Annotated in this window: 9 protein-coding genes; 6 read left to right on the forward strand and 3 right to left on the reverse strand. The window is 71.2% G+C overall.

Annotation, left to right across the window (positions count from 1 at the left end; all coding sequences use genetic code 11):
* Positions 1 to 6: 6 nt before the first annotated feature.
* Together dinB and ABZ911_RS05240 are read left to right on the forward strand one after the other, a co-directional pair.
* Positions 7 to 1,248 (forward strand): DNA polymerase IV, encoded by a 1,242-nt coding sequence (dinB, locus tag ABZ911_RS05235; RefSeq protein WP_358052077.1) that lies wholly within the window; start codon positions 7 to 9, stop codon positions 1,246 to 1,248.
* 195 nt (positions 1,249 to 1,443) lie between these two features.
* Positions 1,444 to 1,845, forward strand: a complete 402-nt coding sequence (locus ABZ911_RS05240) for a DUF3040 domain-containing protein (RefSeq protein ID WP_358052079.1) — start codon at positions 1,444 to 1,446, stop codon at positions 1,843 to 1,845.
* A 68-nt stretch (positions 1,846 to 1,913) separates the two neighbouring features.
* On the opposite strand, the gene ABZ911_RS05245 is transcribed toward ABZ911_RS05240, so the two are convergent.
* From ABZ911_RS05245 to ABZ911_RS05255, 3 genes are read right to left on the reverse strand one after another with little or no spacing between them, the layout of a single operon-like run.
* Positions 1,914 to 4,331, reverse strand: a complete 2,418-nt coding sequence (locus ABZ911_RS05245; RefSeq protein ID WP_358052080.1) for a DUF3488 and transglutaminase-like domain-containing protein — start codon at positions 4,329 to 4,331, stop codon at positions 1,914 to 1,916.
* On the reverse strand, positions 4,328 to 5,590 hold the full coding sequence (locus ABZ911_RS05250; protein WP_358052082.1) for a DUF58 domain-containing protein: 1,263 nt from the start codon (positions 5,588 to 5,590) through the stop codon (positions 4,328 to 4,330). Before ABZ911_RS05250 ends, ABZ911_RS05245 begins: the two co-directional genes overlap by 4 nt.
* A gap of 10 nt (positions 5,591 to 5,600) precedes the next feature.
* The gene (locus ABZ911_RS05255; protein WP_358052084.1) at positions 5,601 to 6,578 is read right to left on the reverse strand and encodes a MoxR family ATPase; all 978 of its coding nucleotides are present in this window, start codon (positions 6,576 to 6,578) and stop codon (positions 5,601 to 5,603) included.
* A gap of 491 nt (positions 6,579 to 7,069) precedes the next feature.
* Between ABZ911_RS05255 and mraZ the strand changes: the two genes are divergently transcribed.
* The 4 genes from mraZ (at position 7,070) to ABZ911_RS05275 (ending at position 11,506) form a co-directional block, all read left to right on the forward strand.
* Complete coding sequence (gene mraZ, locus ABZ911_RS05260; protein WP_358052085.1) at positions 7,070 to 7,501, forward strand: division/cell wall cluster transcriptional repressor MraZ; 432 nt, start codon at positions 7,070 to 7,072, stop codon at positions 7,499 to 7,501.
* Between the two features lie 228 nt (positions 7,502 to 7,729).
* The gene (rsmH, locus tag ABZ911_RS05265) at positions 7,730 to 8,707 is read left to right on the forward strand and encodes a 16S rRNA (cytosine(1402)-N(4))-methyltransferase RsmH (RefSeq protein WP_358052087.1); all 978 of its coding nucleotides are present in this window, start codon (positions 7,730 to 7,732) and stop codon (positions 8,705 to 8,707) included.
* Positions 8,694 to 9,179, forward strand: a complete 486-nt coding sequence (locus tag ABZ911_RS05270) for a hypothetical protein (protein ID WP_358052089.1) — start codon at positions 8,694 to 8,696, stop codon at positions 9,177 to 9,179. The genes rsmH and ABZ911_RS05270 overlap by 14 nt, the downstream gene beginning before the upstream one ends.
* A complete protein-coding gene (locus tag ABZ911_RS05275; protein ID WP_358052090.1) occupies positions 9,176 to 11,506 on the forward strand; it encodes a penicillin-binding transpeptidase domain-containing protein in 2,331 nt (776 codons plus the stop codon). The genes ABZ911_RS05270 and ABZ911_RS05275 overlap by 4 nt, the downstream gene beginning before the upstream one ends.
* Positions 11,507 to 11,538: the final 32 nt, after the last annotated feature.

Genomic DNA, 11,538 nt, shown 5'->3' on the forward strand with positions numbered 1-11,538 from the left:
CGAATCGTGTCCCGCAAGCAGATCACGGGAGTCGGCCCCGTCGCGCGGATCGGGGCCGACGACGACGGCTGCCCGATCCTGCACGTCGACATGGACGCGTTCTTCGCCAGCGTCGAGCTGCTGGACCGCCCCGAGCTGCGCGGCCGACCGGTGATCGTCGGCTCGCCCGCCGGGCGCGGGGTGGTGCTCAGCGCGACCTACGAGGCCAGGGCGCAGGGCGTGCACTCGGCGATGCCGATGAGCCGGGCCAGGCGGCTGTGCCCGAATGCCACGATCATCCCGCCCACCCACGGCAAGTACGCCGCGGTGTCCAAGGGCGTGATGGAGATCTTCCACGCCGTCACCCCGCTGGTCGAGCCGATCGCCTCCGACGAGGCGTTCCTCGACGTCGGCGGGGCCGGGCGCAGGCTCGGGCCGCCCGCGGCGATCGCCGCCATGATCAGGGCCCAGGTGCGGGAGCGGTTCGGCATCACCTGCTCGGTCGGCGTCGCCAGCAGTAAATTCATCGCAAAACTTGCCTCCAAGCAGTGCAAGCCCGACGGCCTGCTCGTGGTGCCCGCCGGGCAGGTCGTCGACTTCCTGCACCCGCTGCCCGTCTCGGCCCTGTGGGGGGTCGGGGAGCGCACCGAGCAGGCCCTGGTCCGCCTGGGCATCAGGACCGTGGCGGACCTGGCCAAGGTCCCGGTGACCACCCTGCAGCGCGAGCTCGGCCAGGCCGTCGGCACCCACCTGGCCGCGCTGGCCTGGGGGCGCGACGAGCGGCCGGTGACCCCGCAGGTGCCCGACAAGAGCATCGGCGCGGAGGAGACGTTCGCCGCGGACGTCGACGATCCTGAGGCGATCAGACGCGAGTTGCTGCGGCTTTCCGAACGAGTCGCCGCGCGCGTGCGGGCAGGCGGCCACGTGGGAAGAACAGTGAGTGTGAAGCTGCGCCGCGCTGATTTCTCCACGATCACCCGCTCTCGCACGCTCCGCGAGCCCACGGACGTGGCTCAGGAGATCTACGCGACCGCGTGTGAGCTCTACGCCGCCGCCGGACTGGAGCGGGTCAGGCTGCGCCTGGTCGGCGTGCGGATGGAGAACCTCAAGCCGGCCGACTCGGCCTCGCGCCAGCTCAGCCTGGGCGAGCGCGAGACCGGTTGGCGCGAGGCGGAGCAGGCCATGGACAGGGCGATCAGAAGATTCGGCCCCGATGCGGTGGTCCCGGCTTCCCTGGTCAGGGGGCGGCTTGATGAAATGGAGGGATGACGCCCGATGTTACGACTTGGGCCAGAGTTTGATGGAATGGGCCTATGACGTCGCCTCCGGTTTGGTCTACGTTGGACGTTTTCTTTCGCCTACGTCTACAGCCTCGTATTCTGGGGATAACCGACCGCGAGGTTCGGACACCCCGTGTCGTCCGTTGCCGTCTTCCCCGTAATGGGGCCGTCCTTGGGAGGCGCCGTGCCGCTCTCTGAGCACGAGCAGCGCTTGCTCGACCAGATCGAGCAGGCCCTCTACGCCGAGGACCCGAAGTGGGCCAATACCGTCCGGATCAGCGATCCGCGCAGCCACTACAAGCGTCGCCTGGTCAAAGCCGTCATCGGCTTCGTCCTGGGCATCGTCCTGTTGATGGTCGGCGTTGTGATCAACTTGATCCCGCTCGGCGTCGGCGGTTTCGTGGTCATGCTCGCCGCGTGTCTGTGGGGTCTGTCCAGCTGGAAACGCATGAACGGATTCGGTGACTCCGGCTCCGCCCCCGCCTCCGGCGCCGCGACGCCGGACAAGGGAGCGCGCCGGGGCAACCGGGGAAGCTTCATGGAGCGCATGGAGGAACGCTGGCGCCGTCGTCACGACGAGCACTGAGCCCCTCCGTATAGACGAACGTGCGGTCGCCCCCCGTCCGAGGGAGCGACCGCACGATCGGCGACGCCTCAGGCGCCCTTTCGCACTGCCGTCCTGCGCAGTCTGATGTTCTCCAGGCGGTCGAAGCCGTCGAGCAGACCCTCGCCCATGCCCCGCATCCGCCGCAGCGTCGACGGGGGCAGCAGCGCCGCCCGCAGCCGCCTGCCGCGTGACACACTGGCCGCCAGCGCCCGCCGTACGGCGCGCAGTTCCTTCCGCAGCGGCTCGACCCCGCCCGGGTCGCGGGCGAACAGTACCCGCTCCACCGTGGAGGCGATCGTGGCGATCGCGGCGGCCGAGTCGGCGTCGAACTCGTACTGCTCGGCCAGCCTCCTGGCCAGTGAGCGCGGCGTCTCGCTCGGCGCCCTGGCCATCCCGTAGTCGCACAGCACGTCGTCGAGTTCGGCCCAGACCGCGGCCACCGTCACGTCGCGCCGCCCGGCCCTGGCCGTCAGCTCGTCGGAGGGCTGGGCCACCTTCCAGCTCAGCGCCCTGATCCGCCGGTTCCTGGTGATCAGGCGCACGCCTGCGGGGATGAGCAGCACCAGCAGCAGCAGGCCCGCCCCGATGGCGATCCGCACGCCCACCGGCATACTCTCCTCGGGCGTGAACGAGCCGCCGAGCAGCGCCTCCTCGCGGTCGTTGAACCGGTTGCCGCGGGCGTTGGTGGGCCCGCCCGAAGGCGTGTCGGAGGTCTGGCCGGGACCCGTGGTCGGGGTCGTGCTCTCCGGGCCCGCCTCCGGCTGCTGCACCGTGTAGGACGGCACGCGGGCCGTGCCCTGGCCGAGGCTGCCGGTCGGGGTCGGCTCGAAGGCCAGCCAGCCCACACCCTCGAAGTACAGCTCGGGCCAGGCGTGCGAGTCGTGCGTGCGCACCTGCCACGACTTGTCGATCTTGGTGCCGCCGGTGAAGCCGATCGCCACCCGCGCCGGGATGCCGGCGATCCTGGCCAGCACCGCCATCGCCGAGGCGAACTGCTCGCAGTACCCGGCCTTGCTGCGCAGCAGGAAGTCCGCCATCGCGGAGTTGCCGTGCCCCTGCGCCTCCAGGCTGTAGACGAAGTCTCCGGTCTTGGTGAAGAACTCCTGCAGCTTCACCGCCGCCTCGTACGGCGACGCGCTGCCCGCCACCACCCGGTTGGCCAGCGCGCGCACCTCGGGCTCCACATCGCCGGGCACCTGCAGGTACCGTCGCTCGACGACCGGATCCTGGGCCGCCCCAGCGTCCTTGAGCTGCCGGGTCGTCGGCTTGGGCTCGGTGCTGACCACCTCGTAGTCCAGCCCGGCCGCCTCGTCCGTGGTGGAGAAGACCATCAGCGAGGAGACGTCGGCCCGCCAGTCACCATCCGCCCGCACCGTCCCCGGAGGGTAGGGCAGGGGCAGGAAGTTGAGGTTGGCGACCGCGTCACTGATCTCGATCCTTGTCTCGATGCGGGCCACCTCGGTGCCGCTCGCCAGTCCCGGCGGCGCGGGCAGCCGGCCCCTGTCCACCCGGTTCTCCGGGTTGCCGGTCGGGCTCATGGTCCACTGCTCGCCGTCGAAGCTGTCCAGGGAGTAGATGCGCAGGTAGCGGGGAGCGTCGTCGCTGCTGGTGTAGGTGAGAACGGTCTCGTTCTCCGGAAGCTGCAGGCGGCCCTTGAGGCTGGCGATCGGGTTGGGGATGCTGATCGAGTTCCCCTTGCCGCCGCCGCCGACGCCGCCCACGCCGAACCCGAACAGCGGGTTGGGCTCCAGGGTCGGCAGCAGCGCGGGCACCAGCACCGCCAGCGCGATCGCGGTGAAGCCGATGCGCTTGCCGGACAGGCGCAGCCCGCGGGTGTCGGCGGTCTCCCGGGTGGCGGTGGTGGCCGCGATCTTGGCGCGCCGTACCAGCACCGCCCGGCCCCAGTGGCCCACCCGCTCACGGCCGTCGGCGATCAGCAGGCTGGTGAAGCCCAGTGCGCCGAGGATGAACGCCGGCCAGCTGATCGGGTCGGGCAGCACCGCGGCCGGTACGGTGAACAGCGCCAGCAGCGGCAGTCCGGCCAGCGCGGCCCGCCGGAACCTGGCCACGAGCAGGTCGACCAGGATCGCGATCACGCCCACGCCGCCCGTGGTGAGCAGCGCGATGCCGGGACTGACCGGTACCGGCGCGGCGAAACGCTGGATGTCGGTGTAGCCGGTGGCGAGCAGGCGGGCCAGCGCCAGCGTCGACTCCTTGGTCGGCACGACCAGGGCCCACGCCTTGGCGCCGGCGAAGGTGGCGGTCAGGTAGACGAACAGCGCCACCAGACCGGCCGGCGGCACCGACCAGCCGGGCAGCGCCAGCCGCCCGGCGACCACGCCCACCGCGGTCAGCACGAGCACCGCGCCGAGCGAGCCCCAGAGCCACGCGCCGCCGTTGAACAGGGGGTAGAGCGTGAGCGCCGTCGCCATGGTGGCCACGCCCGCCGCGATCGGGAGCCTCATGCCGCGCCTCCCATCGAGCCGAGCGCGAACCTGCCCTTACCTGCGGCTTCCGCCCAGACCGAGGCGATCGAGCTGCCCGCGGGCAGCCTGACGATGCGCCAGCCCGACCCGGCCAGCACGGCCCGCACCGCCTCGTGGCGCTCGGCCGAGCCCTCGTCCCCGACGTCCCACGACTCCACGTCCAGCAGCACGGCGACACCGGTCACGCTGCCGTGCCTGAGCCTGGCCAGCTCCCTGGCCTCCTCCGGCTCCATCGCGCCGAGCACGGCCACGATCAGGCCGTCCCCGCCGCCCTGGCGCAGCGCGGTGATGCCCGTCTCCAGCGAGCGGAGCGGGCTGTTGCGCACCACGGCGAGGGTGTCCAGCAGCGACCAGCTCAGCCCGGTGTCCGTCAGGTGCTCGGCGCCCTGGTCGGTGACCAGGCGCAGGCCGAGCCCCTCGCGTGCGAGGTGCACGCCGATCGAGGCCGCCGCCGACACCGCCACCTCGAAGGAGGAGCGCGGGCCCTCGCCCCGGTGGGCGTGCCTGCGGGTGTCGAGCAGCAGCGCGCCGCGGCTCTGCCACTGCTGCTCCTCGCGCCGCACCATCAGCTCGCCGTGCCTGGCGGTGGAGCGCCAGTGCACCCGCCGCAGGTCGTCGCCCTGCCGGTATTCGCGCGGCGCCACGTCGTCGTCCCCGGCCGCCGCCACACTCCTGGTACGGCTGTCGCCGCCCCCCGTCCACTCACCCGACAGCCGCACGTGCGGCAGTGCCACCACCTGCGGCGTCACCACCAGCGTGTCGCTGATGGTGAACGCCCTGGTCAGCTCGACCAGGCCGAACGGGTCGGTGATGCGCACCGACAGCGGGCCGATGGTGAAGCGGCCGCGAAGGTCGGAGCGCACCCGGTAGTCGATCTCCCTGATGCCCTTGGACTCCACCCGGTCCAGGACGAACCTGGGCCTGGCGCCCAGCGCGTAGGGAACGGTGTCCTCGATGAGCAGCAGCCCGGTGGGCAGCCGGGTGACGTTCTCCAGGCGGAGCGTCACCGTCGCCTCGCCGCCCACCTCGGTCCGCGGCGGGTCGAGGCGCCTGGCGCAGCTCAGCCGGTACCGCGTGCGGGTCACCACCAGGGCGGCCAGCAGGGGCAGCGAGACGATGAGCACGCCGATCCTGAGCAGGTCGTGCTCGCCCAGCAGCAGCGCCATCAGCAGCGCGGCCAGGCCGGAGGCGAGGAAGGATCTGCCGCGAGAGGTGAGTGCCCGCAGGCCGACTCTCATCCGGACCCCCTCACTGCGAACGGGTTTCCGGCACCGGCACGCGCCGGACGAGCTCGGTGACCACCTGTTCGGGCAGCCGCCGCTGGCCCTGCGCCTCGACGCTGGGCAGCAACCGGTGCGCGAGCACGGGGATGGCCAGTTCCTGCAGGTCGTCGGGGATGACGTAGTCGCGTCCCGACAGGGCCGCGTGGGCCCTGGCCGCCCGTACGAGCTGCAGGGTGGACCTGGGGGAGGCGCCCAGGCGCAGGTCGGGCGAGTGCCGGGTGGCGGTCACCAGGTCGATGGCGTACCTCTTCACCGGCTGGGAGACGTAGACGCCGCGTACGGCCCCGATGAGCGCGCGCACCTCGGCTGTCGTCGCGACGGGCTCCAGCTTGTCCAGCGGGGAGGTGCCGCCGTGCACGTCGAGCATCTCCAGCTCGGCCGCCGGCTCGGGATAGCCCATCGCCACGCGCGCGGTGAAACGGTCGCGCTGCGCCTCCGGCAGGGGGTAGGTGCCCTCCATCTCGATCGGGTTCTGCGTGGCGATCACCATGAAGGGGGCGTCCAGCCGGTAGGTCACGCCGTCGACGGTGACCTGGTGCTCCTCCATGCATTCGAGCAACGCCGACTGGGTCTTGGGGGAGGCTCTGTTGATCTCGTCGCCGACCACGATGTTGGCGAAGACGGGGCCCGGTTTGAACTCGAACTCGCGCGTCTGCTGGTTGTAGGCGCTCACCCCGGTGATGTCGCTGGGCAACAGGTCGGGGGTGAACTGCACGCGCCGTACGGGGCAGTCGATGGACCGTGCCAGCGCCTTGGCCAGCATGGTCTTACCCACTCCTGGGACGTCCTCGATCAGGAGGTGGCCCTCGGCGAGGAGCACGGTCAGGGTCAGCCGGACGGCGGCGCTCTTCCCCTCGATCACCGACTCGATGGCCTGCCGGATCCGGTGGGCGGTGGAGACCAACTCCTCGAGTTGGTCAGGGACGTCATGGGTTACTGCCACCAGGCCTCCACGAGAAGTGCTACGGCTCTCCCGCGCCGAGCTGTTTTTGCGGGAGGCCTGCATTCCTTTTCCATTGTGTGTACCGACCCTACGACGATGGGGGTTCCGGAGCGACTTTTGTGGATATTTGGGTGAAGGGCCGCGAACACACAGTGTTCGCCTGTCTCGTCGTGTTCTTGTCGCATAGTCGTGCGAATCCGGTGACACAACCGTCCGGGGGACACTCCACTTTCCTCCATGCGAGCGGGCCAGAGGGGTGGATAGCCCGATTTCGTCGATCCTTTCAACCCTCGACACGCCCATGAGGGTTGAGCGGGCGCCCAGCGCCCTCCACTCTGCTCCACCGCTCTGACCTGCGGTAACGCGGCGGGAACGCCCGGTTAAGACGGGTTGAATCAGTTGACGGTGGGGAGAAGTGGAGTATGGTGGTGCGCAGTGGAGGGCCGGTGCACCAGCGCTAGGCGCTTCATGAGGCACGGGAGGTGGAGCCGATGTTCCTCGGCACCCATCAACCGCGTCTGGACGACAAGGGACGGCTGTTCCTGCCGGCTAAGTACCGTGAGGAGCTGGCGGAGGGTCTTGTGATCACCAAAGGCCAGGAGCGATGCCTCTACGTCTTTCCAGTAGGGGAGTTCCAGCGCATTACCGAGGCTCTCAGCACCGCCCCGGTCACCGCCAAGGCGGTCCGCGACTACAGCCGCGTCTTCTTCGCCAGCGCGTCCGACGAGACTCCCGACAAGCAGGGGCGCATCACGATCCCGCAGGGCCTGCGCCAGTACGCGGGGCTGGATCGTGAGTGCGTGGTCATCGGGGCCAACACCCGGCTGGAGATCTGGGACGCGAAGGCCTGGGACACCTATCTGTCCGACCAGGAGCAGGCATTCGCCGATCTGTCGGAGGAGGTGCTGCCAGGGATCTTGTAGTCACGGTCGATCCGTCGGTGATGTCGTTCGGCGAGGTCTCCACCCGCAACCACTCGTCCGCCAGCTGATGCACCTTCCCCGGTGTCAGATGGCGGGCGTCCACGAAGAGGGTGCGGATGGGGACCTGGCCGGACGGCACCGGGTGGGGACCCAGCACAGGGATGTACACCGGCAGATCGGCGTCGCGTCATCCGCGAGCGGACGCCACAGTAGGAGGGGGGTTCAGGAATGCATACCAACGGCAACGCGGCGGGCACGGGCGGTCACGTTCCCGTGATGCTCGAGCGAGTCCTGGAGCTCCTGGCCCCGGCGCTGTCCGGGCCCGCTCCCGTCGCCGTCGACGCCAATCTCGGGCTCGGCGGCCACTCCGAGGCGCTGCTCGCCGCGCATCCGGCGCTGCACCTGATCGGGATCGACCGCGACCCGTTCGCGATCGAGTTCTCCACGCGCAGGCTCGCGCCGTACGCAGACCGCGTCACGCTGGTCCACGCGGCCTCCGACGAGCTGCCCGAGGTGCTCGCCCGGGCCGGGCGGACGACGATCGACGCCGCGCTGTTCGATCTGGGCGTTTCCTCGCCGCAACTCGACGAGGGGGAGCGGGGTTTCGCCTACTCCTATGACGCGCCACTCGACATGCGGATGGATACGGAGCAAGAGCTCACCGCAGAGCAGGTGGTCAATACCTACTCGACCGGGGAGCTAACCCGCATCCTCCGTGATTATGGCGAGGAACGGTTCGCACCGCGTGTCGCGCGCCTAATTGCCCAGGAAAGGGCCAAGGAAGCCATAACGTCGACCAAGCGGCTGGCGGACATCGTGCGTGCAGCGATTCCGGCCGCGACCCGCCGTACTGGCGGGAACCCTGCAAAAAGGACTTTTCAGGCGTTGCGTATCGAGGTCAACGCGGAGCTGACCGCCCTCGAAGGGGCGCTCCCCGCGGCACTCGACGCGCTGACGCTGGGTGGGCGAGTCGTCGTGCTCTCCTACCACTCCCTGGAGGACCGGCTGACCAAGCAGGTCCTCGCGGCGCGAACCAGGGACACCAGCCCTCCCGGGTTGCCCGTCCCACTCCCGGCTCACCAGCCGAGGTTCCGCCACCTGACGAGGGGAGCCGAGCTCCCGACTGAAGAAGAGCTGGCCCGCAACCCGCGGGCCGCCTCGGCCCGGCTTCGGGCGGCAGAGAGGATCCGTGTTGACGAGGACTGAGCAGGAGATCAGGCGAGGGGCGCCCACGAGGGGCGGCGCGCCTGTGACCGCTCCCGGCAGGAGCGGCGTGCGCCGGCCCGCCGCGCCGGGCGCGTCGCCGGGCGTCAGGCCCGTGCCCCGCCCGCGTCCCGCCGCCGACGAGCGGCCCAAGGCCGTGCGCCGTCCCGCCGGACGGCAGCGCGCGCCGTTCGTGCTGCTCGTCGTCGGCCTGCTCTGCGGCGGCCTGGTGAGCCTGCTGCTGCTCAACACGGTCCTCGCGCAGGACTCCTTCACCGCGGGGCAACTGCGCAAGGAGACCGAGAAGCTGCAGCTGGACAACGACCGCCTCGCCCGGCAGAACGCCGAGGCCGAGGACCCGAACAACCTGTCCAAGCTCGCCGACCCGAACCTGCGCCCCGACTCGCAGCTCAACGTGTACACCAACGGCCGGCTGACCGGCGAGAGCGAGACCCAGGTGGGCCAGGACCGGTGAGGGAATCGGGCGGCCGGGGACCGGGTCCCGGCCGAGGCGGCGCCGGCTCTCAGGGAGGGCCAGGCGCCGCTCGTCGTACGCCGGGAGGTCCCGGGCGACCGGGTCGCCCTGGCCGTACCGAGGGAACGGGCCGCCCGGCCTCGCCCGACGACCCCGAGGAGCCGAGGCGCCGCCCGCGCTCCGACGACCAGCCCCGCCGCCCGCGCCCGGAGCCGCCCGAGGCCCCGGGCCGCCGCCCGCGCCCCGACGCCGGGGACGGGCCGAGCCGGCGCGAGCGCCCCGACTCCGCCGACGGCCCGGCGACGCGCAACCGCCCAGGCGCCGCGGAGGGGCCTGCCCGGCGTCCCGGGGCCAGGTCGCGCCCCGAGGGCTCGGCTCCCGACCCGTTCGACGACCTGCCGCGCAGCCGCCCCCGGGACGAAGACCCGCCCCGCAGAAGCAGCCGGGGCGACGAACCGCCGCGCGGCCGTACCCGTGATGTGGAGGAGACGATCGTCCGCCCGCGTACGCGCGGGGCGGGCGAGTCCGCCGTGCCCAGGCCGCGCGGCGGCCCGCCGGGGCGCAGGCCGCCTGGACCGCCGCCACGGCCGCCGCTGGTGCTGCGGCTCGGCAGCCCGCGCCGGCGGATCAACATCGGCCTGATCGGCATGACCTTCGTGCTGTCGATCTTCGCCGGGCGGCTCATCCAGCTCCAGGGGCTCGACTCCAAGATCTACGAGGCCCGCGCCGCCGACCAGCGCCTGATCAGCGAGGTCATCCCGGCCAAGCGCGGTTCCATCACCGACGTCAACGGCCACGCCATGGCCATCACCGTCGAGGCCCGCGAGATCGCCATCGACCCCAGCAAGGTGCTGCCCCAGCAGCGGGCGAAAGTCGCCTCGACCATGGCCGCGATGCTGCAGAAGCCCGAGGCCGAGATCGCCGCCAAGCTCGCCAAGACCACCTCCCGCTACCAGCTCATCGCCCGCGACGTGGATCCGCTGGTCGCCGAGGCGCTGCTGAAGAAGGAACTGCCGGCGGTCACCACCAAGATGCAGTACCGCAGGGACTACCCGGGCGGCGACCTGGCCGGAAGCCTGATCGGCTTCGTCGGCGACGAGGGCTACGGCCTGGAGGGCCTGGAGCGGGCCAGTAACGACGTGCTCGCCGGCCGCGACGGCAAGCAGCGCATCGAGCAGGGCCGCTTCGGGCAGCGCATCCCGATGACGTACAGCCAGAAGGACCCGCCCGTCGAGGGCAGGGACGTGCGCCTGAGCATCGACAGGGACATCCAGTGGGCGGCGCAGCGGGCCATCGCCGACCAGGTGAAGGCGGTGGAGGCGGAGAGCGGTACCGTCATCGTCATGGACGTGCGCACCGGCCAGGTGATCGCCATGGCCAACGCCCCCGAGCTCGACCTGAAGAACTGGAGCAAGGCCCCGCAGGCGCGCCGGAACAACCTGGCGGTGACCGACGTCTTCGAGCCCGGCAGCACCAACAAGGTCATCACCGCGGCGGCGGCCCTGGAGGGCGGCGCGGTCGCCCCCGGCACGGTCTTCCAGGTGAAGGACCACATCCGGTGCGCCGACAAGGTGCTGCGCGACGCGCACCCGCACCCGCCCGAGGCGATGCCGTTCGAGAAGATCGTGGCCACCTCCAGCAACGTCGGCACCATCATGGCCGCGCGCAAGGTCGGCGACCAGAAGCTGCACGAGATGCTGAAGGCGTTCGGCTTCGGCAGCCGGCCGGGCGGCGGCTTCCCCGGCGAGGAGGCCGGCCTGCTGCCCGACTACAAGGTCTGGTCCGGCAGCCAGAGCTGCACGGTCGCCTACGGGCAGGGCGTCTCGGTGACGGCGCTGCAGATGGCCAGCGTCTACCAGACGATCGCCAACGGCGGCATCAGGATGCAGCCGCGGATCGTGGCCGGCAGCACCGACACGAGCGGAAGGTACGTCCAGGCCGCGCCCGGCAAGCGGACCAGGGTGGTGAGTGAGACGACCGCCGACCAGATCACCTCCATGCTCGAGGCCGCCGTCGGCGCCGAGGGCACCGGAGCGCTGGCCGCCATCCCCGGCTACCGGGTGGCGGGCAAGACCGGCACCGCGATGCGCTACGAGACGGCCTGCCAGGGCTACTGCGGCTACACCGCCTCCTTCGTGGGCTTCGCGCCCGCCGACGACCCGCGCCTGGTGGTGCTCGCGGTGGTGCAGAAACCCGCCAAGGAGCACTACGGTGGCCAGATCGCCGCCCCGGTCTTCAAGGACGTGATGACGTTCGCCATCAAGACCAAGAAGATTCCTCCGACAGGCTCGGACGCGCCGCCCGCGCGGATCCGCGCCGGACAATGAGCAGGGAAGGTACGCTCTCGCCGTGCGTCCCC

The organism is Nonomuraea sp. NPDC046570 (assembly GCF_040645915.1).
Lineage (GTDB): Bacteria > Actinomycetota > Actinomycetes > Streptosporangiales > Streptosporangiaceae > Nonomuraea.

Bases quoted from the DNA above. Each gene is read 5' to 3' on its own strand.
- mraZ (WP_358052085.1), top strand. From the start codon at position 7,070: ATGTTCCTCGGCACCCATCAACCGCGTCTGGACGACAAGGGACGGCTG.
- rsmH (WP_358052087.1), top strand. From the start codon at position 7,730: ATGCATACCAACGGCAACGCGGCGGGCACGGGCGGTCACGTTCCCGTG.
- ABZ911_RS05250 (WP_358052082.1), bottom strand. From the start codon at position 5,590: ATGAGAGTCGGCCTGCGGGCACTCACCTCTCGCGGCAGATCCTTCCTC.
- ABZ911_RS05245 (WP_358052080.1), bottom strand. From the start codon at position 4,331: ATGAGGCTCCCGATCGCGGCGGGCGTGGCCACCATGGCGACGGCGCTC.